The 21,285-nt window shown below is 64.6% G+C and carries 19 protein-coding genes and 1 tRNA gene; 9 read left to right on the plus strand and 11 right to left on the minus strand.

What is annotated here, in order from left to right:
* The first annotated feature begins 25 nt into the window (after window positions 1-25).
* Window positions 26-1,528 (plus strand): Asp-tRNA(Asn)/Glu-tRNA(Gln) amidotransferase subunit GatB, encoded by a 1,503-nt coding sequence (gatB, locus tag ACK4MH_RS03960; RefSeq protein ID WP_409715060.1) that lies wholly within the window; start codon window positions 26-28, stop codon window positions 1,526-1,528.
* Window positions 1,529-2,313: 785 nt separating this feature from the next.
* Here gatB and ACK4MH_RS03965 read toward each other — a convergent pair.
* Window positions 2,314-3,444, minus strand: a complete 1,131-nt coding sequence (locus tag ACK4MH_RS03965; protein ID WP_409715063.1) for an RcnB family protein — start codon at window positions 3,442-3,444, stop codon at window positions 2,314-2,316.
* A gap of 162 nt (window positions 3,445-3,606) precedes the next feature.
* Window positions 3,607-4,191, minus strand: coding sequence for an RcnB family protein (locus ACK4MH_RS03970; protein WP_409715066.1), 585 nt, complete (start codon window positions 4,189-4,191; stop codon window positions 3,607-3,609).
* A gap of 328 nt (window positions 4,192-4,519) precedes the next feature.
* On the opposite strand from ACK4MH_RS03970, the gene ACK4MH_RS03975 reads away from it, so the two are divergent.
* A complete protein-coding gene (locus tag ACK4MH_RS03975; protein ID WP_135195394.1) occupies window positions 4,520-4,825 on the plus strand; it encodes a sel1 repeat family protein in 306 nt (101 codons plus the stop codon).
* A gap of 10 nt (window positions 4,826-4,835) precedes the next feature.
* On the opposite strand, the gene ACK4MH_RS03980 is transcribed toward ACK4MH_RS03975, so the two are convergent.
* Window positions 4,836-5,570, minus strand: a complete 735-nt coding sequence (locus tag ACK4MH_RS03980) for a polysaccharide biosynthesis/export family protein (RefSeq protein WP_409715069.1) — start codon at window positions 5,568-5,570, stop codon at window positions 4,836-4,838.
* A 122-nt stretch (window positions 5,571-5,692) separates the two neighbouring features.
* Here ACK4MH_RS03980 and ACK4MH_RS03985 point away from each other — a divergent pair, with 122 nt between their 5' ends.
* The 4 genes from ACK4MH_RS03985 (at window position 5,693) to ACK4MH_RS04000 (ending at window position 10,159) form a co-directional block, all read left to right on the plus strand.
* On the plus strand, window positions 5,693-7,132 hold the full coding sequence (locus ACK4MH_RS03985) for a GumC family protein (protein ID WP_409715072.1): 1,440 nt from the start codon (window positions 5,693-5,695) through the stop codon (window positions 7,130-7,132).
* A gap of 47 nt (window positions 7,133-7,179) precedes the next feature.
* Window positions 7,180-7,881 carry a hfsB gene (locus ACK4MH_RS03990; protein ID WP_409715075.1) on the plus strand — a complete coding sequence of 234 codons (702 nt, stop codon included), beginning with the start codon at window positions 7,180-7,182 and terminating at the stop codon, window positions 7,879-7,881.
* Between the two features lie 98 nt (window positions 7,882-7,979).
* The gene (locus ACK4MH_RS03995) at window positions 7,980-9,644 is read left to right on the plus strand and encodes an FAD/NAD(P)-binding protein (RefSeq protein WP_409715077.1); all 1,665 of its coding nucleotides are present in this window, start codon (window positions 7,980-7,982) and stop codon (window positions 9,642-9,644) included.
* Window positions 9,645-9,655: 11 nt separating this feature from the next.
* Complete coding sequence (locus ACK4MH_RS04000) at window positions 9,656-10,159, plus strand: DUF1543 domain-containing protein (RefSeq protein WP_409715080.1); 504 nt, start codon at window positions 9,656-9,658, stop codon at window positions 10,157-10,159.
* A gap of 9 nt (window positions 10,160-10,168) precedes the next feature.
* Here ACK4MH_RS04000 and ACK4MH_RS04005 read toward each other — a convergent pair whose 3' ends face one another.
* Genes ACK4MH_RS04005 through ACK4MH_RS04020 form a run of 4 tightly spaced genes read right to left on the minus strand, consistent with a single transcriptional unit; the run spans window position 10,169 to window position 14,974 of the window.
* The gene (locus tag ACK4MH_RS04005; RefSeq protein ID WP_409715083.1) at window positions 10,169-11,101 is read right to left on the minus strand and encodes a glycosyltransferase family 2 protein; all 933 of its coding nucleotides are present in this window, start codon (window positions 11,099-11,101) and stop codon (window positions 10,169-10,171) included.
* A 2-nt stretch (window positions 11,102-11,103) separates the two neighbouring features.
* A complete protein-coding gene (locus tag ACK4MH_RS04010) occupies window positions 11,104-12,036 on the minus strand; it encodes a glycosyltransferase family 2 protein (RefSeq protein WP_409715086.1) in 933 nt (310 codons plus the stop codon).
* On the minus strand, window positions 12,033-13,493 hold the full coding sequence (locus ACK4MH_RS04015; RefSeq protein WP_409715089.1) for a polysaccharide biosynthesis C-terminal domain-containing protein: 1,461 nt from the start codon (window positions 13,491-13,493) through the stop codon (window positions 12,033-12,035). The genes ACK4MH_RS04010 and ACK4MH_RS04015 overlap by 4 nt, the downstream gene beginning before the upstream one ends.
* The gene (locus ACK4MH_RS04020) at window positions 13,490-14,974 is read right to left on the minus strand and encodes an exopolysaccharide biosynthesis polyprenyl glycosylphosphotransferase (RefSeq protein ID WP_409715092.1); all 1,485 of its coding nucleotides are present in this window, start codon (window positions 14,972-14,974) and stop codon (window positions 13,490-13,492) included. Before ACK4MH_RS04020 ends, ACK4MH_RS04015 begins: the two co-directional genes overlap by 4 nt.
* Before the next feature lie 126 nt (window positions 14,975-15,100).
* Between ACK4MH_RS04020 and ACK4MH_RS04025 the strand changes: the two genes are divergently transcribed.
* Both ACK4MH_RS04025 and ACK4MH_RS04030 read left to right on the plus strand, forming a co-directional pair.
* A tRNA-Ser gene (locus tag ACK4MH_RS04025) sits at window positions 15,101-15,192 on the plus strand.
* Between the two features lie 314 nt (window positions 15,193-15,506).
* On the plus strand, window positions 15,507-16,898 hold the full coding sequence (locus tag ACK4MH_RS04030; protein ID WP_409715095.1) for a hypothetical protein: 1,392 nt from the start codon (window positions 15,507-15,509) through the stop codon (window positions 16,896-16,898).
* Between the two features lie 20 nt (window positions 16,899-16,918).
* Here the strand turns inward: ACK4MH_RS04030 and ACK4MH_RS04035 are convergent, their stop codons facing one another.
* The 3 genes from ACK4MH_RS04035 to ACK4MH_RS04045 all read right to left on the minus strand — a co-directional run bounded on the left by ACK4MH_RS04035 (window position 16,919) and on the right by ACK4MH_RS04045 (window position 18,601).
* Window positions 16,919-17,128, minus strand: a complete 210-nt coding sequence (locus ACK4MH_RS04035; protein ID WP_409715098.1) for a hypothetical protein — start codon at window positions 17,126-17,128, stop codon at window positions 16,919-16,921.
* A gap of 385 nt (window positions 17,129-17,513) precedes the next feature.
* On the minus strand, window positions 17,514-18,068 hold the full coding sequence (locus tag ACK4MH_RS04040; protein WP_409715101.1) for a hypothetical protein: 555 nt from the start codon (window positions 18,066-18,068) through the stop codon (window positions 17,514-17,516).
* The gene (locus ACK4MH_RS04045; RefSeq protein ID WP_409715104.1) at window positions 18,068-18,601 is read right to left on the minus strand and encodes a hypothetical protein; all 534 of its coding nucleotides are present in this window, start codon (window positions 18,599-18,601) and stop codon (window positions 18,068-18,070) included. The genes ACK4MH_RS04040 and ACK4MH_RS04045 overlap by 1 nt, the downstream gene beginning before the upstream one ends.
* A gap of 530 nt (window positions 18,602-19,131) precedes the next feature.
* On the opposite strand from ACK4MH_RS04045, the gene ACK4MH_RS04050 reads away from it, so the two are divergent.
* Window positions 19,132-20,448: a hypothetical protein gene (locus ACK4MH_RS04050; RefSeq protein WP_409715107.1), complete on the plus strand. Its 1,317-nt coding sequence runs from the start codon at window positions 19,132-19,134 to the stop codon at window positions 20,446-20,448.
* Between the two features lie 92 nt (window positions 20,449-20,540).
* Here ACK4MH_RS04050 and ACK4MH_RS04055 read toward each other — a convergent pair whose 3' ends face one another.
* Complete coding sequence (locus tag ACK4MH_RS04055; RefSeq protein WP_409715110.1) at window positions 20,541-21,131, minus strand: recombinase family protein; 591 nt, start codon at window positions 21,129-21,131, stop codon at window positions 20,541-20,543.
* Between the last annotated feature and the right edge of the window lie 154 nt (window positions 21,132-21,285).

A 21,285-nucleotide genomic window follows, 5' to 3' on the forward strand; every position in this document is an offset into this window, starting at 1 on the left:
CCGAGGACGGCGCTAGGACGAAGCCATGACCGACACTGTTTCGAACGCGAAAACGATCAAGGGCCGCACCGGCGATTGGGAAATCGTCATGGGGCTGGAGATACACGCCCAGGTGGCCTCCAAGGCTAAGCTCTTCTCCGGCGCCGCCGTCGGCTTCGGCGCGGGACCGAACGAACAGGTCTCGCTAGTGGACGCCGGCTTCCCCGGCATGCTGCCGACGCTGAACAAGCACTGCGTCGAACAGGCGGTGAAGACCGGCTTGGGCCTGCGCGCCCAGATCAACAAGCGCAGCCAGTTCGACCGCAAGAACTACTTCTATCCCGACCTGCCGACCGGCTATCAAATCAGCCAGCTCTATTATCCGATCGTCGGCGAAGGCGTGGTCGAGGTGGAGGCCGAGGACGGCAGCTTCTTCAACGTCGGCATCGAGCGGCTGCACCTGGAGCAGGATGCGGGCAAGCTGATCCACGACCTGTCGCCGACCGAAAGCTATGTCGATCTGAACCGGGCCGGCACGGCGCTGATGGAGATCGTCTCGCGCCCCGACCTGCGCACGCCGGAAGAGGCGGTCGCCTACGTCAAGAAGATCCGGACCATCCTGATCTATCTGGGCACCTGCGACGGCGACATGGAGAAGGGCAACCTCCGCGCCGACGTCAACGTCTCGGTCTGCCGCGCAGGGAACTACAAGAAGTTCAAGGCGAGCGGCGACTTCAGCTTCCTGGGCACGCGCTGCGAGATCAAGAACGTCAACAGCTTCCGCTTCATTTCTCAGGCGATCCAGTATGAGGCGCGCCGCCAGATCGAGATTCTGGAGGACGGCGGCTCTATCACTCAGGAGACGCGCCTGTACGACCCGACGGCCGGCGAGACGCGCTCGATGCGGTCCAAGGAAGAGGCGCAGGACTATCGCTATTTCCCGGATCCGGACCTGCTGCCGCTGGATCTGGAAGAGGCTTGGATCGCGGAGATCAAGGCGTCCCTGCCTGAGCTCCCGGACGAGAAGCGCAAGCGCCTGATGAGCGAGTATGGCCTGTCCCAGTACGACGCCATCGTGCTGATCTCCGAACAGGCCAAGGCCGATTATTTCGAGGCCGCCGCGAAAGGCCGCGACGCTAAGCTGGTGTCCAACTGGGTCACCAACGAGATCTCGGCGCGTCTGACGGCTGACCACAAGGACTTCAGCGAGAACACGCTGCCGGCGGCGTATGTGGCGCAACTGGTCGAGCTGATCGAGACCAACGTCATCTCGTCCAAGATCGCCAAGGAGGTCTTCGATCACGTCTGGAACGGCGAGGGCTCGCCGGCCGAGGTGGTCGAGAAGCACGGTCTGAAACAGGTCACCGACACCGGCGCCATCGAGAAGGCGGTCGATGAGATCATCGCCGCCAACCCGGACAAGGCGGCGGCCGTGGCCGACAAGCCCCAGGCCATCGGCTGGTTCGTCGGTCAGGTCATGAAGGCCACGGGCGGCAAGGCCAATCCGGCGGCGGTCAACGACATCCTGAAGGCCAAGCTGGGTCTTTGATGCTTGGGGGCTGCGGCCCCCAAACCCCCAGCTGGTCGCTAACGCTCGCGACGCGGTCGCTCGCTGCTTGAGCGACGCGTTCAACTGAAAAGGCCCCGCAGATCGCTCTGCGGGGCCTTTTCAGTTCCGGGCTCAGGCCGACGGCGGCGTGGGCGGGGTCGGCGGTTCGGGGGGAGCCGGCGGTGCGGGCGGGACCGGCGCATCCGGATCGGTGGGCTCCGTGGGCTCGGGGGGCGGCGGCGGCGCAGGTTCCTCGACGGGCGGGGGAGCCGGCGGCGCGGGCGGTGTTGGGGCGTTCGGATCCCACGTCGGCGGGGGAGCGGGATTTTGCGGCGTCTGCTGGTCGACCGGCGGGGGCGGCGGGGGAGGCGCGGTCGGGGCTTGCTGAGCCGTCGCGGCGCCGGCCAGCAACAGCGAGGAGGCCAGGGCGGTCAAGGCGATCTTCATGGGGAAATATCCTTTACGAGAAATGGCGTCTTGAAGGCGTTCGGGCGTCGTCGGGGAGGGCGACGACGAGCAGGCTCGGACCCTAACGAGGCCGTTTTTCGTCCCCGGTTCGTGGAGTAGTTCAGGGGCCTGGATGCTTGAGGACGTCTTTGGAACATCTGGCGAAACACGTGCGCACCGGGTCGTGGATACATGCCGATGCAGTCGTGCATGAGGTCGCGGCGCAGCCTTCCAAGGTCACGGCAGGGCCATGGTTGGGCGTTCGGAGACGCGCGAAAGACCGAAAAAAGCCCGACGGCCGGGGGCCGTCGGGCTGAAGCTTCGAAATCGTCAGGCGGTCACCAGCGCCAAGCGTCACGGATGACGTCGACAATATAGCCGTCGTATTCGTCGATCAGATAGATGGTGTTGTCGACGGAAACCCAGCGCGTGCCCTCGGGCGGATAGCCCAGGCCATAGGTGCGCCAGTCGTTCAACTGATAGCGCCAGAAGGTGTCGGGCAGATACTGGCCGACCGACCAGGTGCGGTTCCAATACGAGCGCGGGACGCTGTAATAGCCCCAGCCCGGCGCGAAATAGAAGCCGGCGCGGACGCCGCTGTAGCCTCTGAAGCGGTTGTCGTTCCTCCACCAATCCGAGCGGTGGTTGCGATAGAATTCACGCCGCCACTGGTCGCCGTTGAAGCGCTGGCGGAACTCGCGGTGCTGGCGATCGCGGTCGCGGCCGTTGTTCCAGCCCGAGCCGGGGCGGTCAGGACGTTGACCGCCGGCGTTGGGACGGTCGGGCCGGTTCCATTCGCTGCCGGGACGATCCGGGCGTTGGCCGCCAGTGCTGGGGCGATCAGGACGGTTCCATCCGCCGTCAGGACGGCCGGGGCGTTGGCCGCCCGTATTGGGGCGGTCAGGCCGGTTCCAGCCACCCTCTGGCCGGTCGGGGCGTTGACCGCCGGTGTTGGGACGGTCGGGGCGGTCAGGCCGGTTCCAGCCACCCTCTGGCCGGTCGGGGCGTTGACCGCCGGTGTTGGGACGGTCGGGGCGGTCGGGACGGTCCGGGCGTTGGCCGCCCGTGTTCGGACGGTCCGGCCTGTTCCAGCCGCCTTCGGGCCGTTCGGGACGTTGGCCGCCAGTGTTCGGACGATCAGGACGGGTCCAGCCGCTGGGGCGGTCGCCGCCGGTCTGGGGCCGATCCGGCCGTGCGCCGGTTGTCGGGCGCTCCGCTTGGCCCGTGCTGGTCTCGGGACGGCTCGGGCGAGACGGACGCGGCCGCTCGGATTGTTCCGGGGCCGAAGCTATAGGACGCGACGGACGGTTCTCGCGTGAAATCTGGGGACGCTGCGGACGGTCGGCGTCGCGGCTCGGACGTTCACGACGGGGCTGGTCTTGCTGTTCCTGGGCCAAGGCCTGGACGGGCGCCGCGAGCGGGCCGAAGACGGCGGCGATGGCGGTGAAAGCCATCAGGAGGCGTTTCATGGTCTTTGGTTCCTGCACGCCGGTTCTCCGGCGGCTTGAGGTGATGATCGACCGTTGGCGATGAACCCAGGCTGAACATCGTTCGCAATCAAGGCTCTGCCTGAAAAACAGAACCCCGCAGACAAGGCCTGCGGGGTCCGAGACGTCGATCTTTCGCGCGGTCTAATAGACGCCAGACAGGACGCTGGCGATCAGGCCGCTGGCGACGGCGATCAACAGGATGTCGTTGCCAGCGTGGACGTAACGATAGCCGCGGGGGGCTTGGCGAAGGCCGTAAACGTAAGGGTCGCGCACATAGTAGCTGCGATACTGGTGGGGCAGGTAGCCGCCCGTGCGCCAGCGATAGCCGCTGTAGCGTGGCTCGACGCGGTAGTAGCCGTAGCTGGGCGCGTACCAGTAGCCCGCTCGCGGACCATTGTAGCCGCGGAAGTCGGAGCGCCCGCGCCACCAGTTGCTGTTGTTGCGGTCCCAGCGGTCGTTGCGGAAGTCGCGGCGGTCGTCACGGCGTTCGTCGCGATAGTCACGACGGTCGTCGCGGCGGTCCTGACGATAGTCCTGGCGATTGTCGTAACGGCCGTTGCGCCAGTCGCGGTTGTCGTCGCGGCGTTCCTGACGGAAATCGCGGCGGTCGTCGCGACGATCCTGGCGATATTCGCGGCGGTCGCGATCCTGCGCCTGGACGAGCATCGGCACGGCCGTGGTCGACAGGGCGATGGCGACGACGGCGGCCTTGGTGAGGCGGTTCATCTTCGTGCTCCATTCTGGGCCGCCGACGGAGATGCCGAACCGACCCGTTAATGACGTTCAAGGTCGGATTGTGCGCCTGAACGCCCGCTGAACGATCGCGTCAGGTTTGCACGGCCGCGTCGCGGCGGGCGTCTGCGCGGTGCGGGTAGTCGTAAACGAAAGATTTCCGAGAGATTTCCGAAGCCTGAATCCCGCCGGAAGTATTCATTCCTGCTTTACTGAAAAGTCCGCACGGCCCATTCGCCCGTTAACTTTAACTTCAAACCACGGGTATTTGATGGCGTCTCAGAGGCGGGCCCAGAATGGCGCCCGATCAGGAGATACGGTGATGACCGCGCAAGAATTGGCGCACGACCTGCAGGCCCCGCAAGACGGTCTGCCGCTGCCGACCCCGGACATGTCCGGCGACGACCTGTTCAAACTGGGCATGATGTATTCGGCCGGATCGGGCGGGTGCCCGATGGACCGTGTGTCCGCCCACATGATCTTCAACCTGGCGGCCATGAAGGGCTCGATCGAGGCGCGCGTTTATCGCCGCGAGATGAGCATGGAGATGGAGCGCGAGGAGATCGCCGAGGCCCAGAAGGCCGCGCGACGCTACATCGACCAGGGCGTGGTTCAGCTGGTCGCCTGAAGCAACCCGTTCAGAACTGCGCGAAACCGCTGCCGTTCGATCCGTTGATCGAATAGCTGAAGCCGATGGGCAGGGCGGCGCGCACCTGGGTGAAGAAGGCCGCCAGTTCGCCCAGGGTCGAACGCGGCACGAAGATGATGTCGCCCCGGCGCAGGGGAACGACCTCGCCGCGACGCGGACGCAGGTCAACGACGCGCATCATGCGCGACCCGCCCGGACCGCGACGGATCAGAGCCACGCTGTCCTGGCGTGACGTGGGCGCGAAGCCGCCGGCCTGGATGACCGCCTGATAGGCGTCCAGATCGCCGATCATTTCGAAGACGCCCGGCGTGCGAACCTCGCCGTCGACCCAGACACGGATCGGGCCGGCCTGGCGCAAGGTCACCTCGACCGTCGGCCGCACCAGTTGCGGCGCATAGGCGGCCGAGACGACCTGCTGCAGCTGGGGCAGGGTGCGATCCGCCGCCATGACCGATCCGATCAGGGGCAGGGCGATCCGGCCGTCGGGGCCGATCCTTACCGTGCGGGTCAGTTCCGAGGCCGTGGGCGTGGCCACCTCGATCTCGTCGCCGGGATAGAGCAGATATTCCGGCTCCTGATCCGTCCAGTCGGCGAAGGGAATATCGGGGAAGTCGCCGTTCATCGGGCGTTCGACGCGCTGCGGGCCGCTGGCGCACGCCGCCAATGAGGCGGCGAGGGAGGCTGAACCCAGGGTCAGCAGGAACAGGCGGCGATCTGACAGCATGAGAATCGGTCGGCCTCGACGAGGAGATTTGAGGCAACCTCGCCGGTTATGGGTAATCATCGGTTAACGCCGGTGGGCGAAGGGTGGCGAGAACAAGCCTTTCAAGGGATTCGGCCCGCTCTATGCGTTCCACGGCACACGTCACGGCAAGACCACGCTACGGCGTGCTGGACGTCATCGGCCTGCTGTTCCGCGAGCTGTTGCTGATGATCGTGGTCTTCGTCGTGATCCTGGCGCTGGGCGTCGCGGCGGCCATGACGCTGAAGAAGAGCTATACCGCCACCGGATCGGTCTTCGCCGGGGTGGGGCAGGAATACGTCTATCAGCCGCGCGTCGGCACGGCCGAGCGGGGCCAGGCGCCGCAGGGCGACGAGGTCGCCAACTCCGAAGCCGCCATCCTGGGATCGGGGGCGGTGCGTCAGAAGGTGGTGGAGGCCCTGGGGCCCGCCGCCATCCTGGGCGAGGCGCCCAAGGGCGGTCCGGAAAAGGCCGAGGCCGCCGCGCGGCGTGTAATCGGAACAAGCCTGGACATCGCCACCGCGCCGGGCAGCGCCGTGATCCGCCTCAGCTACAAGGCCGGCGATCCCGAGCAGGCGGCGCGGGTGCTTAACACCATCATCGAACAGTATCTGGTCTATCGCCGCGAGGTGTTTCAGGACAAGACGCCGGCCATCGCCAGCCAGCGCGTCGCCTTCGAGGACGAGCTGGGCAACGCCGACCGCGCCTATGAAAACTTCCTGATGTCCAACGACATCGGTGATTTCGCGGCGGCCAAGGCGACGCTGGCGGCGACCTATCAGACGATCTTCACCGACCGGATGTCGACGCAGAGCCTGTTGAACCAGACCAGCCAACGGCTGAACACCCTGGTCGCGCAGCAGGCGGGCACGCCGGCGGAAGTGGCCCTGCAGCAGGATCTGAACATTTCGGCCCAGGATCAGGTGCTGCAACTGCGCACAGAGCGCGAGCAACTGCTGTCGCGCTATCAGCCCGACGCCCAGCCGGTGAAGGATATCGAGGCCCGGATCAACCAGCTTCAGGCCTATGTCGCGACCGGTACGGCCGTGGGCGCCAAGGAGGTCCGCACCGGGCCGAACCCCGTCTGGACCGAGCTGGAGACGACGCGGATCAATACGCGGGCCGAGCGGGACTCGCTGGCGGCGCGGCTGGCGGTCCTGGATCGGCAACTGAACGATATTCGCGCCCGCCAGACGCGGCTCACCGCGCTAGAGTCCGAGAACTCGACCCTGGCCGGCAATCGCGAGGTGCTGAGCGCCTCGATCCGCGAGTTCCAGCAGCGCGAGACCCAGAGCCGCGCTGACAACGCCCTGGTCGCCGCCGGCGCCGACAATGTCACCGTGATCGAACGCGCCCAGCCGCCCTCAACAGGCAAGAGCCTGAAGATTCCGCTGCTGGCGGCGGTCTTTTTGTTCGCGGGCTTCACGGCCCTGTGCGTCGGTCTGTTGCGGGTGTTCACGCGGCGGGGCTTCACGACGCCGGCCTCGATGAGCCGGACGCTGGACATGCCGGTTCTGGCCGTCGCGCCCGCCAAGGCGGCGTAGCGAAAGCCGTGCTAGGCTGAGGGCTTAGGGAGCGCCTTGGCGATTCGATGGTCGATCTGACTTCAGAAATGGCGGGCCTTTGGGCGGCGCTGGGACCGGCGCCGGCGCATCGCGCGCGCGTGATCCAATTTGCCGCTGCGGCGACCGGCGAGGGCGTCTCGACCGTGGCGCGCGAGTTTGCGCGTCTGGCGGCCGTGCGGGCGAGAAAGCCCGTCTGGCTGATCGACGGCGACCTGGCCCAGCAGGGACAGCTGGAGACCGTGTCGGCCGAGCCGGATCGGTTCGGGCAGGTCGGCAAGGCGGCGCAGGCCTCGCCTGACGGATCCAGCTTCTACGCCGTGACGCCGCGCGTGACGGGGCGCGACGGCAAGCCGGTGCCGGATTCGCGACTGCTGACGGCGCGGTCGTGCCTGGGCGGCCGGCTGTGGGTCACGCATTTCCATATGGAGGCGCTGCGGTCCGGGCACCGGGTCGAGGCGATCGGAGAGCCCCGCTACTGGGACGCGCTGCGGCCCCATGCGGACACCATCGTCATCGACGCCCCGGCCGCCGACCGCAACGACATGGCGATCATCCTGGCGCCCTTCGTGGACATGACGGTGCTGGTGGTCGCGGCCGAGAGCACGGCGGCCAGCGCCCCGGTCATCCTGCGCGACGAGATCGAGGCCGTGGGGGGGCGGATCGCCGGGGTGGTGATGAACCGCTCGACCTACAAGCCGCCGGGCTTTTTGCAGCGGCTGACGGGCTGACCGTGTACGATTCCGCAAGTTCACGCAGGAAATTAGTGGGTTGAGCTGAAAGCTGACCCACCTGCGGCGCCTTTGCACGCGTCGCGCATTGTGGGGCCATGACCACGTCAATCGCCTTCGTAGGAGCCGGGCCGACAACCCTCTATGCTCTGCACGCCCTCCTCGCGCAGGGCGCCGTTTCAGCGCGCATCACCGTCTTTGAGGCGAACAAGGTCGCCGGGTGCGGCAGCCCCTACAGCCCGGACTGGAACGATCGGGCGATGCTGTCCAACATCGCCAGTATCGAAATCCCTCCTCTGTACGACACTCTGGCGGACTGGCTTGGCGCACGGACGAGCGCCGAGCTTGAGGCGCTGGATATCGACCGTACTTCGCTGGACGAGCGCACCTTTGTGCCCCGCATCGCCCTGGGCCAGTATTTCGAAAGCCAGTTCGCGATCATGGTGGAACAGGCTCGGGCCGCCGGGGTCATGATCGACGTCAAGACTGGCTGTCGCGTCGTCGACGCCGCGAACAGAAAGGCGGGCGTGGAGTTGTCGTTCATGTCCCCGCCCTCGCGGCGAACGACCAAGGCGGTGTTCGATCATGTCGTTCTGGCGACCGGTCATCAGTGGCCATCTCGCCAGCATGCCCAGCCCGGCTATTTTCTCAGCCCTTGGCCGGCCTCGGTCCTCGCGGACCTTCCAGCGACGACCGTCGGCATCCGTGGCTCGTCGCTGACAGCCATCGACACGGCGGTGGCGCTGGCCACGTCGCATGGAGCGTTCGTCCAATGCGACGGACGGCTGGTTTATGAGGCGATGCCGGGGACGGACGGCTTTCACATCACCATGATGTCGCGCAAGGGCCTTCTGCCGGAGGCCGATTTCTTCTTCCCCCTGCCGCATCCGCCCCTAGAGCATTGCACCCCCGAGGCGGTCTCGGCCGCTGTGAGCAGGGGCCCGGCGGGGCTGCTTGATGCGGTCTTCGATCTGTTTCGAAGGGAATTGATCCAGATCGATCCCGGCTACGCCGCCGAGACAGGACTGCACGAGGCCACGCTTGAGACGTTCGCCGAGGCGTATTTCGCCCGGCGCGCAGCGGTCGACCCCTTCGTTTGGGCCGCCGCCAACCTGAAGGAGGCGCGGGCGAACCACGCGGCGCAAGTGACCGTGCCATGGCGCGACGCCATCCTTCGCATGCACGAGATCGTCGCCGTCATTGTCCCTCATCTGGACACGGGCGAGTTCGACCGTTTCAGCCGCGTGTTCAAGCCAATCTTCGTCGACATCTATGCCGGCGTGCCGCATGAATCGATCGAGCGAATGCTGGCCTTGCACGCGGCGGACAAGCTTGAGGTTCTGGCGGTCGGCGACGACTATGCGGTCGATACGCGTTGTCCTGAGGGCGGGGCGCGCGTGACGATCGATGGGGCGAACCGGCACTTCCCCATCTTCATCGAGGCGACGGGACAGCCCGCCCTAAGCGGCATCCAGTTCCCGTTCTTGTCGCTGCTGGAACAGGGAATCGTCCGAGACGAGGTCGCCAACGATGCTCCCGATGTCGTCCGCGGAATCGCCGTCGATGATCTGTTCCGCCCGGTCAATGCGCCGCTGCCCATGGACCGACTGTTCTGTCTCAGCCTGCCCTTCCTGATGGGGCGCCATCCCTTCGCGCAAGGCATCACCAGTTCGCACGAGATGGGCGGGATCGTCGGTCGGCGACTGGCGTTGATCATGAATACCGCAAAGCCTGTGATCGATCTCGCCGAAACGGCGGCCTGAAGCGAGGACTGATGAAACTGTTTGCGATCTACATCGGGGGCGAACATCCGGCCGCGAACATCGAGGTGCACGACATGCGTTTCGTCGCCGCCCCCTCTATCGAGGCGACGTATGAGACCTTGCTCGCCCAGTGGTGGGGTCGTGAGGGCACGCTGCACATCGACTGCTGGTCGGAGATTTCGCAAGCGGACGGCTATGAGATCAGTCTCCTGCCCGAGCGCTACGAGGGCAAGGACAAGCTCTATTACGTGAACCTCGGCGGCTATGACGGCGTGGCCTTCGCCGAGCAGCACCGGAATGTCTTCGTCGTCGCTGACAGCCTGCATGGGGCCAAGGCGCGCGCCATCAAACAGGCGACGGGATGGACCGACGCGCATCGTGACGAAATGTACGAAGCAGAGCAGGCCTTCGCGCTGGACGACGCCGCTCAGGCTGAACGGTTACATATTCACCTGAAGCCGAGCCTGATGACCGGCGATCCAAACTTCACCTGCCATTACACCCCGATACGCTGAATCCCGAGGTCAGGCTTCAGGGCAGCCGAGCATCGCCGCGCCATAGAGTTTCGGCTCGAATCCCTTGGTCCAGAAGACCTTGCCCAGGCCTCTGGCGCAGCGGTCGTAGGTGTGGGCGCGGTCGGGGCGACGCAGGAGGGCGGACGCCAGCGACAAGGCGCCCCAGACTCCGGTCTGGGCCCCGCCGACCAGCATCCATTTGACGACGCCGGGCCAGTCGCGGCGGTCGGCGGCCATCTGGGTCGGGCTCTGGCCGTAGGCGAAGGCGCGGGTGAGGGCGTAGTTCAGGGTGGCGCGGTGGGGCGGGGCGAACTCGTCCGCCCAGGCCTCGGCGGCCCAGCCGAACCGGCCGCCGCGCGCCGACAGGGCGGTGAACAGCCGGTCGTCCTCGCCCCCAGTCTCGTTCATGGCGACATCGAAGGGCGCGTCGCCGGGCAGGGCGGTCGCGCGCACCATCAGACTGTTGCCGCAGCCGTGGATTTCGTCGGTCAGGCCGGTCTCGCGTGGGCCGTCGCGGCCGAAGAACCGTTCCAGATAGGCGGTGGTCCAGCCGGTGTTTTCCGGCACACGACCGCGAATGGGACCGAAGACGACATCGGCGCCGGTCTGGCTTTGCGCGTCCAGCAGGGCGGCGAGCCAGCCGGGCGAGGCGGCCTCGTCGTCGTCGAGGAAGGCGATCAGGGGCGCGTCGGTCGCGGACAGGCCGACGTTGCGTGCGGTCGCCACGCCGGGCATGGGGGCGTGGACGTAGGTCAGGGGAACGGGCGCCTCGCCGCGCAGGCGCGCGATCAGGACGTCGGCGGACCCTTCCGGGTCGTTGTCGGCGATGACGACGGCGGCGACGCGGTCCAGCGATCCGGTCTGCGCGAAGACGGATCGCAGGGCGCGCTCCAGGCTGTCGGGGCGGCGCAGTGTCGGGATGATGACGGCGACGTCGCGCATGGTCAGACGGCGTCCGCATAGACGGCGGCGCGGTAGAGCCTGAGCGCGAAAGCGCGGGCCTTGACCGGCAGGACCGTCGATAGGGCGGCCTGTTTCATCAGGCGGCGCGCCAGGTGCAGGGCGGGCAGGCGTTTCAGGGCGCGCGCGGCCTTGTAGCTGGGATAGGTCTGGATGATGGCGGGGTGCAGGGCGACGACGCGGGCGAAGTTGCCGGCGCCCTGGTCGAACTTGCGCGCCAGGTCCTCGACAGTGTCCAGACCCATATGGGTGGCGGGATTGTCGATGTGGACGACGGGAAACCGGCGCGAGACGCGCATGGCCCACTCCACATCCTCCCAGCCCCAGCCGCTGAAACCGGGATCGAACGATTCGGCGGCGAAGACGTCGCGGCGCACCAGCAGGTTGGAGGTGTAGACGTATTTCTCGGGGGACAGGGCGCGCCGGGACGCCGGCAGACATTCCGAGGCGCCGGACAGGGCGCGGTGGACGGCGAACCGGGCGTCGGTCGGGGCCTGATCGAGAGAGAAGCCGCCGAAGGCCACGGCCGGGGCGTCCTGGGCGAACAGGCGCAGCCAGGTCTGAAGGAAGACCGGAGTGTCGGGCCGCATGTCGCTGTCGAGGAACAGATAGGCCTCGCCTCGGGCGGCGGTGGTCAGGCGGTTTCGACCCCTGGCCCGACCCTCGTTGGCGGCCAGGCTGATCAGGCGCACGGGCAGTTCCAGGGCGTCGAGGGTCGCCTGAAGCCGTGCCGTCAGTTCCGCGTCGGCGGTGCCGTCGTCCAGCAGGATCAGTTCGACCGCACCGGCCAGGGCTGCGGCCTCGGTGTTCAGTTGGCGTAACAGGGCCTGGGGATCGTCGCGCAGGAAGGGGATCAGGACCGAGATCGTCGGTTTGGCCTGCGACCAGGCGGCGTTGTCGTGGATATGGGCGCTCATGCCGGCACGCTCCGACGCGCGCGGATCAGGCGCAGCAGCACGTCGCGGACCCCGGCGGCGTTCAGCGTCAGGGCCACGACGGCATAGACGAGACCGCCCACGCCGGCATCCAGCACCAGCTCCAAGAATCCGCCGATGGGCGGCAGCAGCCAGACGACCCCGGCCATTACAGCGGACGCGATGCCACAGCGGATCAACGCCTCCCAGGGCATGGGCAGGGCGATGGCGCGGCGGCTGAGCAGCAGGCAGGCGATCAGGCCGATGGCGAAGCTGGCGGCGGTGGAGACGGCCGCGCCGAGGACGCCCAGCCGCGGGATCAGAATCAGGTTCAAGCCGACGTTGCACAGCGCCGGAATGGCCATGGTGACCAGCAGCAGGCCGGTCTTCTTGCCCAGGGTGAAGCCGAAGCCGAAATAATAGGCGATCATGCCGGAGAGGAAGGACGAGGCCGCGATCCAGGGCGTGACCAGGGCGGCGGCGGCGCGCAGATCCTGGCCGATCATCAGCTCCGCCATCGGCCGCGCGACCATCGACAGGCCGACGGCGGCGGGCAGGCCGATCAGGATCAGGGTCGATCCCTGCTCCAGCGCCGTGCGGCGCAGGGCGTCGCGCCCGCCGCGCTCCAGCGCCATGACCATCGCCGGCGCCCCGGCTGCGCCCAGCCAGATGAATATGACGTCCAGGGTCCGGTTCGCCAGGCTGTAGCTGGCGTGATAGGCGCCGACCGCGCCTGCATCCATGAAGGCGGCCAGCAGGAACCGATCCGTCGAGGCCAGCACCACGGCCAGCGTCAGCGACGCCGCGATCGGATAGCCGTAGGCGGCATAGGCCTTGAGCCGCGCCCGATCGACCGTTCCGCCGGTGGCCTGACGCAGTTCGCCGGGCAAGATGAAGGGCAGGGCGAACAGGGGGGCGATGGCCAGGCCCAGCAGGGGCGAGGCCGCGCCGGCCCCGGCGACGGCGAACCCTGCGCCGACCAGAAAGCCGAGGATTGAGACGCCGATATCGACGCGGGCGGCTTTCGACACCTCGCCTGCCGCCCGGTACCGCTCCTGCGCCAGCTTGGCCAGATTGCGCACCGGCGCGCCGGCCAGGCCGAAGGCGACGGCGATCTTGAGCGCAGGCGTCAGCGGCGCCAGCCACACGACCAGGGCGGCGATGGGCGTGAAGACGGCGATGATGGCGAAGGAGGTGCGGTACAGGCTGGCGAAATGGGCGGCCAGGCCCTGGGGCGTGCGTTCGGCCGCCCAGAAGCGGGCCATCGACGCCTCCAGCCAGCTGAAGGTCACGGTGTGCGCCAGGGTCGTGACCGAAAAGGCCAGGGCGTAGTGGCCGAAGTCGTCGGGGCTGAGCAGGCGCGTGAAGACGAAGATGGTCAGGAACCCGACCATCCCCTGGACGATCTGGGCCGGCAGATAGCCCCAGACGCCGCGCCAGAACATGCGCTGTTCGCTCAACGCACGGCCGCCCGGTCGCCCAGCAGGACGGGGATGGTGACGGCGATGACCCACAGGTCCAGCCAGAAGGACTGGCGTTCGATATATTCGATGTCCAGCTGGACGCGCTCGCGCACCTGGGCTTCGGTGTCTACCGGCCCGCGTGATCCCTTGATGGCGGCCCAGCCGGTCATGCCGGGCTTGATGCGGTGGCGGTGGGCGTATTCGGCGACCAGCAGGGCGGATTCGGTCTCGCCGGTCTTCATGCCGATGGCGTGGGGGCGGGGACCGACCAGGGACATCTCGCCCGACAGGACGTTGAAGATCTGGGGCAGCTCATCCAGGCTGGTGGCGCGGATGAAACGGCCCACGCGGGTGACGCGGTCGTCGCCGGGGCAGACCTGGCGGCTGGCGGTGGCGTCGGCGGCGTCATGACGCATAGAGCGGAACTTCCACACCACGATGGTCTCGTGATTGAAGCCGTGGCGACGCTGGCGGAAGAGGATCGGACCAGGGCTGTCAAGCCGCACCGCCAGGGCGACCAGGGCCATGACGGGGGCGGCGACCACCAGGGCGACCGCGCCGATCAGCAGGTCCTGCATCCGCTTGTTGAAGGCCCGCCTGTCGGGATCGGCCGGCCCGTCCAGCGACGCCAGAGGCGCATTCGCCAGCCGGTTCAGCACCCCGTCACGACCCAGTTCCGAATCGACCAGCACCGTCAGCGGATTGGGCAGGGCGTTCAGACGTTGCGTCAGGTCTCGCACCCGCTGGCCCGCATTGGGATCGATGGCCAGCACGATCCGGTCCACATAGGGCGTCATGCGGTGGGTCAGCAGGGCGTTGGCGTCGCCCAGAACCGGCACGCCGGCGACGCTGTCGGGCGAACGGGCCAGCCGGTCGTCGAACACGCCCAGCACATTCATGTCGCGCCGCTCCAGCGCCCGCTCGATCAGAATCCGGGCCTTCCGTGTTGCCCCGACGATGACGATATTGGGCGACAGGGCGCCGAGACGTCGCCAGCGGGCGATCACCGTCAGCCACAGCCCATGCAGCACGATCAGGGCCGCCGTCGTCGTCAGGGCCCAGGGCGCGACGATGTCCAGAGCCGGTCGATCCAGCAGCCACCCCAGGATCAAGGCGACGCCGGCCGAGACCACGCCGACCCCCGCAACCCCGGCCAGATGCAGGGTCCAGGGCGTGTCGCGACCGAATCGATAAAGCTGTAGCGCCCGCATCGACACGAGGACCAGCACTGCGCCTCCGATGACGGGCGCGGCGTCGCCGACGGTGATGTCGGCCAAGCCCCTGGGCTGGATCGCCAGGATCGCGCCCAAGGCCAGACCGACGACGACCAGCACATCGACGAGCCTGAAATAGTGGGCCGACAGCCGCACGGTCGACCGCTGGCGCGCATTCAGCCACACCTCAGGGCGGAACGGCCCACGCGAGGCGCGGCCCTTGGGCGGCGCGTCGGCGGCGAGACTGGCGGGGCGGTCGAGCAAAAGGCGATCCACAGGCGAAGAACGGCCGCGATACTGGCGGTATCGCCTCTATGTCGCGTTAACGTGGAAGCTTTCTCCAGAACCGGATTGCGCGACGCATCAGCCTCCGCTATCGACGCCGTCGCAGGAGACGTGGCCGAGTGGCTGAAGGCAACGGTTTGCTAAATCGTCGTACCCCGTAAGGGGTACCGAGGGTTCGAATCCCTCCGTCTCCGCCATCCCCCTAAAAAATCAATATTTTCAATGGCATAATGCGGACGGCGGGCCGTTTGTGTGACGCTTTGTGTGACACGCTCAGTTGATTTCTATCGTTCCGCCGTCGCTATCAAACGCCAGGTGCAGCGAAGAACCTGAAGCGAGCCGTGGGGATATGCACGCCGCTCTCCACAAGCGCGACGTGCGCGCAACGCAAGATTGCCAAAGGCAAGAACCGTGTTAGGTCTAAGCGTTGCTGACCGTTTGCGGTGGGCTGGCGGGGAGAACGCTTTTGCGAGTGTCGCGATATTTTAAGTTGGGGCGGACGCAGCCCACGTTGGATTTTGTGGACGTCGACTACAGCGGCGACACCGGACTATTTATCAGTCCAAAGGCCTTGGCTGGACTTCCGTCTGATTGGGGAGACGCTTGCGTCTCGCTTGTGCAGAGTTTTTTCGGAACCGTGCTGAGCCACATCAAAGCTGGCCGCCACGGAGAAGCCGAACGGCTTTTGAAGGCTCTGCGGGAACCTAACGAAACCCACCTTGGCCTGTCGGTGGGGAAGTCGAAAGGACGAGCTTTGGGGGACAGCTCCGCGCACGATGTGTGGAGAGCGCTGAGTAACAGCCAAGCAGCGACAAGTGGCCTCATCCGGGACTTGGAAGACACTGTCCTCCTCATTCCGGGGATTGGTGTCGATGTCATATCCGACATGACGACCAACATTATTCGTGGTCCGCTGATCGAGTACACGCAGCAGATGGCCGCGCATTACAAGATCAAGCTAAGCCCTGGCATCCCCTCGGGTCCGCAGTGGAACCCGACGAAAAAGGACTGGTATGAGGACTTCGTCGATCTACCGATGACACCGGAGGGTAAGCTCCTCCTAGTCCCAAAAGCGATTGTGCGCCGCCACCTCGCCTACAGCCTGACCGAGTATTACAGGTTCCACGTCCTCACTCACCTTCAAGATGTGGAACTCCGGGCGAACTCGCAACTTGTCCAAATCACGAAAAAAACGAAGGAGCGCTACGTCACAAAGAAGGATGTTGAAGAGAAATACGGCAGATCGAAGAAAATGGTGTCAGACGTGACGATCCAGAATCCTTCGTTGCTGGAAGAATATAAGCGTAAGGCCAACGATCGACCTTATCTGCCACTTGATCATGGCGATATTGCCGCCACCGAGGGGACTGCAAAGCCTGATTGGGATGAGTTGCTCAAAGCGGTTTTGGCTATCCCTACAGGCCAAGCGGACGCCAAGGGTTATGAGACAGCTATCGAGGCGCTTTTTACCGCCTTGTTCTACCCAGACTTGACGAACCCGGTAGCTCAATCTCGCATTCATGATGGTCGGAAGATCATTGATATCGACTACACGAACATGGCGAAGGGCGGGTTCTTCAGCTGGTTGGCTAAGCACTATCCGTCCGGTCGGATCTTCGTTGAGTGCAAGAACTACGGCGGAAAGGTAGCCAATCCTGAAATGGATCAGCTTGCACGGCGGTTCTCTCCAAGCCGCGGGCAAGTTGGATTGTTGGTTTGCCGATCATTTTCCGACAAAGCCCGGTTTGCGGCGGGATGTCGCGACACGGCCAAGGACGGCGGCGGCTACATAATCGCGCTGGATGACGACGACCTGAAAGCACTAGTTCATGACAGGAAGACAAACGAAGAGTTCCAGGCTTGGACGCTGTTAAATCAGCGCTTCCGGGCTTTGACGGATTGATGGAGATACACTCCGATCCATCAAAGCCCTCGCTCCCTGTGATCTGCATAACCGCCCCGGATCGATAGGACAGCAGGACCGCCCTGCATGAAAGTCAGATAGCCGCGCTCAGGATGGCATAGGAACAGAAGGCTTAGCTCGCCTTCCCGGATTTTCTCGATGATCGAGGACTGCTCCATGATCTCGCATGCTTCGTCGAGATCGATCAGTTCGGCGTGATGGTCTTGCATATGTGTCCCCCGACACTGTGGCTCCGACGAATCGGAAGCGTTGTTGAGGGAGAGATATCTAGACCGGGATATTTGACTGTGCGGATGGTCAATCCGATTTCTGGATGATTATTTTCGTCTGGAATGGTGATGTCTTTTGTCTGGAAGGCATGACTTTAAATCCGGCTCGGAGCGTCCCCCTGGCCGGATTTCGATGCTGACGTGCTGCGGGGCCTCTTTCGTTTCTAGGCGGGCGTAGCGGGCTTGGTCGTAGGGGCCGAAGACTGACTTCCTGCTCCCCAGCCTCCGGGCCGGTGTGGTGACCTCCGGAGGGCTGTGCGTGTGATCGTGTAGTGTTGTTGGCGTTTGATCGTGGCGTCTTGTTCTCTTGGCGTCGTGGTGGCTGTCAGGTGATGTTTAGGATCGTTCCCCAATCGTAGGTCATGCCGGTTCGGGCGTAACCCTTGCCGCTGTAGGTCGCCGCGCCGCCCGAGTGGATGGGCTGCAAATCGAAGGTCGGCTCCCAAGCTGGGTTGCGACAGACGGCCTTGGGCGCGCGACGACAGGACGGATATCGCCGGAGGAATGGTGACGTGATCTCCGGCTTATCGTCCTGGCCCCAATAGGTCCGGAGGATCGCGCGAAGATGTTCTTCCTCGTTCCCCTTGAGGCTGATCCATCCGTGGATGTGAGGGTAGGGTGCGCCGGTTCGCGTTGTCGGCTCGTAGAACGCGACGAACAGAGGGAGATCATCCGGTCTCGGGTCTTTGCGACGTGGAAGGCCGCACAGCTCGCGCCCAATCCGGCGAGCGATGCGCGCAAGGTCGGGGCGAAAGCTGGTGTCCGGATCAAAGTGGCGTTCGGGATAGCAGCCAGCCGTCAGGGTGATGAAATGGGTCGCACCCATGTCTTCAGCCCACTCGGCTATCGCTTCGCCCATTTTGCGCAATGCGCCGGCCATCAGTGGACGGTCGCGGCCACCGTGTTGTCGGTGGCGTGGACGCTGGCGGAATCCAGCGCAGCGGCAACGTCCCGAGCGACCATGAGGGCCATCGGGAAGTCGGTGTCGTTGACGATGAGGTGGATGCGACGGCCAGCGGGCTTGAGCCGGATGGTGTGGCCGTGTTCGGCGGTCACGATCTTGAACGTCGAGATAGACCGACCTTCAAGCGACTCGGTGATGGCGTCAGCTAAGGCGACGGCCTCTTTGCCGGTGAGAACGGCGGCGTCGATGAACGGATTGTAGAGGAGGACGGCGTTTCCGACCTTCGCGAAGGTCGGCTTGATGACGAAGGGCGGCGGGGCAGGGCTCCAAGCCGTTTCTTCTTGGTAAACCGTCAGTTCGGCCCGGAGCAGTCGGTAGAGCAGCAAGCCCTTCGGCTCTCCGCGCATCATCGACAGGAAGTCCAGCATCCGGGCGCTGGCATCGTTGACCCGCACGTGGCGGGAGGTTTGGGTGGGGGCGGTAGGCAGGGCCTCGTCAGTTGCGATCATTCCCCATTTTACGCCATCAACTTGGACGAGTCGAGTCCATTGTTAACGCCGGGATGCCGGTTGCTACATTGATAGCAAGATAGCTCTGTCTCGAAAATAGAGACTGAGCGCCGGTAATGGTCTCGAAGGTCGAAGTGACGATATCCTGTCCCGATTACCGGGACAGGACTCGATCAGAGAGGGTGTCTCGGGCATTTTCATCTTGACACGACCCCCTTTCCCCGCGAGTATCTGAATGAGCGAAGCGAGTGAAGATACGAGCCATATAGATTCTTCAAAGACTCTAGATTCTATATAGATTCAAAGATTCTATAAAACTTCGTGGGAGCGGGGTAGCGTGTCAAGAACCGCTCCCGGCGCTCGAACGTAGCCTTCTCAAAACAAATGATCCCGGCGTTGCTTCAATGATCGTCAGGAAGCCCGGTTTCTGGGCCATGGAGGTGGGTCAAAGGCCGATCTGGAGCAGCGGTTGCTTAGCGCGCTCGAATCGGCTCTACGGCCTCCATCTGGAGGCGTGGGAGCAGTGACGCATGACGACGCCTCAAATCACCGAAGAACGCCTTCGCAACTATCTGGACGGCAATCAGCCTGCCCGCGAACGCCTCTGCATCGCCATCCTAAATATGGATCGACGCTTCTCTGACGTTCGTCCTAGGCACCCGAAGGGCGGCCCCGATGGGGGCCGCGACATTGAAGCGAAATATCGGGATACCGAGCTGACATACGGTGCGGCGGGCTTTGTAAATGGGGCCAACGATTCCGAAGCGCAGATCAAGCAGATCAAAGCCAAGTTCAAGGCCGACCTTCAGGCCGCTTTGCGTGAAGAGGTTAAGCCTACCGCGTTCGTTTTCTTCACCAACGTCGCTCTGACGGCGGGCGAGAAGGCGGCACTGGTGAAGGCAGCGACAAAGGCCGGGGTCACAGAATGCGATATCTTCGACCGGGAGCGGCTTAGGGTTGCTCTGGACGGCACGGACGGCTTGGGCGCTCGCGTCCAGTATCTCGACATTCCCATGTCGTCCGCAGAGCAAGCCAGCTTTTTTGCCCGCTGGGGCGACGACATTCAGTCGCTCGTTGCGTCACGTTTTCAGAGCGTGGAAAGCACTCTTTCGCGGCTGCTATTCCTTCAAGAAGCTAGGGCGACTCTTAAGACGATATCCGTCAGGTTCATTCTCGACCGAACTTACACTGGAAAAGAGATTGGGCACTTCCGGGCCTTCGTCAGCTTCTTCTTCCCGAAGATGCGCCATGGCCTGACGGAGGCGCTATTTGGCTCGACAGACAAGAGCCGCAGATTCAGTGCCCATCCCTACAGAGGTCGGCCAGAGCCGAGCGGGATCGCGCACGGCGTGTCAGATATGCGTTGGGAGTCCCGGCTCAAGATCAAGGGTGATCCCGAGGACGATGACGCCGAGGCGGACTACGTGAAATACGTTCCGCATGGGTCCGGAAGCGGCATTGGTGCGAAGGAGGTCAAACAGATAGTCGTTTCCTATCACCACACGGACACCTTCGATTTTCAGTTCCTGCCCCGATTGAGCTTGGAGGACATTCAAGGCGCTTGGGTGATGCCGAACCTCAATGCCACACTAGCAGAGAAGCTAGATGCGATTGAGATTTGGGCGGATGGCTATGTGCTCATGTCCCTCGAACGGAGTGATTTCAGTCTTGATCGCTCTCCGACAGAGTTTCCGGTGCCGGGGCATTTTTCGGACCAAGAGCTGGCTGATCCTTGGGTTCGCATTCGACCTTCCGGCTTCAGCTCCAATCTGACCATCGACTTCACGAGGCAAACCCCAAAGAGGGCCTATGTGACGAAGGAAATGGGGGGGCCGATCAAACGCTAAAGGGGAGCGCCATTCTGATCCGGAGTGGGGGGATCGCCGCCGCCATCGATCCTCAAAAGGAGGTGATGGGTCGATCTATACAGTCTATCCGATCATTCGACTAAGTCAACTGTCGCGCAATACCTTTTCACTGTTGCCGGTGATAGTTTGAAGTGACGGGCGGTGTCTTGAATGCTGGCCTTGTTGCTCTTGCGCCATTTGACCACAGAAGCCGCGTCAGCGGCCTTCGGGCGTCCGAGGCTATCCTTGCCCCGGTGCGTCTTCCCCGTGGCCTGTAGCGCCTTCCTAGCGGCATTCCGGCCCGCTTCGGTCCGTTCGGCTATGCGGTGACGCTCCATGTCTGCGACTTGGGCGAGGACGGCGAGTATCAGCTCGCCAACACCGCGACCGATGGGGCCTAGACCTCGCACGTCCACGGTTACGCCAGCTTCGATCAGGCGGCGCACTGTGGCCTGAACGTCCAAGGCGTCACGGCCTAGGCGGTCAACGGCATACACATACACGGTGTCCCCGGATCGCACCTTCGTCAGCAGCTCCGCAAAGCCGGGACGGGAGGCGGCGAGCATGGCCCCGCTCACCCCCACGTCGCTGAACTCTTGATCGAATGGACCGGGCATGGCGGCGCGTTGCGCTTCGATACTCTGGTCGCCGGTCGAGACCCGGAAGTAGGCTATGCGGTGCATGGCTGGCTCAGAAGATAGGGTGTCTATGCCCCTAGCTCATAACCCCGGCTCATAACCTCGTCAACGTATGTTTTGCGCTATGGCGCAGAACTTACAAGTTTTGAGCCCCTTCGAGGGCTTGCAACTAGCCGGTGCTTTGTTCACGTTGCGGCGA

It is taken from the genome of Brevundimonas sp. (assembly GCF_046295075.1).
Taxonomy (GTDB): domain Bacteria; phylum Pseudomonadota; class Alphaproteobacteria; order Caulobacterales; family Caulobacteraceae; genus Brevundimonas.

Bases quoted from the DNA above. Each gene is read 5' to 3' on its own strand.
- ACK4MH_RS03975 (WP_135195394.1), top strand. From the start codon at position 4,520: ATGACCGCGCAAGAATTGGCGCACGACCTGCAGGCCCCGCAAGACGGT.
- ACK4MH_RS04050 (WP_409715107.1), top strand. From the start codon at position 19,132: ATGACGACGCCTCAAATCACCGAAGAACGCCTTCGCAACTATCTGGAC.
- ACK4MH_RS03995 (WP_409715077.1), top strand. From the start codon at position 7,980: ATGACCACGTCAATCGCCTTCGTAGGAGCCGGGCCGACAACCCTCTAT.
- ACK4MH_RS04010 (WP_409715086.1), bottom strand. From the start codon at position 12,036: ATGAGCGCCCATATCCACGACAACGCCGCCTGGTCGCAGGCCAAACCG.
- ACK4MH_RS04035 (WP_409715098.1), bottom strand. From the start codon at position 17,128: ATGCAAGACCATCACGCCGAACTGATCGATCTCGACGAAGCATGCGAG.
- ACK4MH_RS03990 (WP_409715075.1), top strand. From the start codon at position 7,180: ATGGTCGATCTGACTTCAGAAATGGCGGGCCTTTGGGCGGCGCTGGGA.
- ACK4MH_RS04040 (WP_409715101.1), bottom strand. From the start codon at position 18,068: ATGGCCGGCGCATTGCGCAAAATGGGCGAAGCGATAGCCGAGTGGGCT.
- ACK4MH_RS04055 (WP_409715110.1), bottom strand. From the start codon at position 21,131: ATGCACCGCATAGCCTACTTCCGGGTCTCGACCGGCGACCAGAGTATC.
- ACK4MH_RS03970 (WP_409715066.1), bottom strand. From the start codon at position 4,191: ATGAACCGCCTCACCAAGGCCGCCGTCGTCGCCATCGCCCTGTCGACC.
- ACK4MH_RS03965 (WP_409715063.1), bottom strand. From the start codon at position 3,444: ATGAAACGCCTCCTGATGGCTTTCACCGCCATCGCCGCCGTCTTCGGC.
- ACK4MH_RS04000 (WP_409715080.1), top strand. From the start codon at position 9,656: ATGAAACTGTTTGCGATCTACATCGGGGGCGAACATCCGGCCGCGAAC.
- ACK4MH_RS04005 (WP_409715083.1), bottom strand. From the start codon at position 11,101: ATGCGCGACGTCGCCGTCATCATCCCGACACTGCGCCGCCCCGACAGC.
- ACK4MH_RS03980 (WP_409715069.1), bottom strand. From the start codon at position 5,570: ATGCTGTCAGATCGCCGCCTGTTCCTGCTGACCCTGGGTTCAGCCTCC.
- gatB (WP_409715060.1), top strand. From the start codon at position 26: ATGACCGACACTGTTTCGAACGCGAAAACGATCAAGGGCCGCACCGGC.
- ACK4MH_RS03985 (WP_409715072.1), top strand. From the start codon at position 5,693: ATGCGTTCCACGGCACACGTCACGGCAAGACCACGCTACGGCGTGCTG.
- ACK4MH_RS04045 (WP_409715104.1), bottom strand. From the start codon at position 18,601: ATGATCGCAACTGACGAGGCCCTGCCTACCGCCCCCACCCAAACCTCC.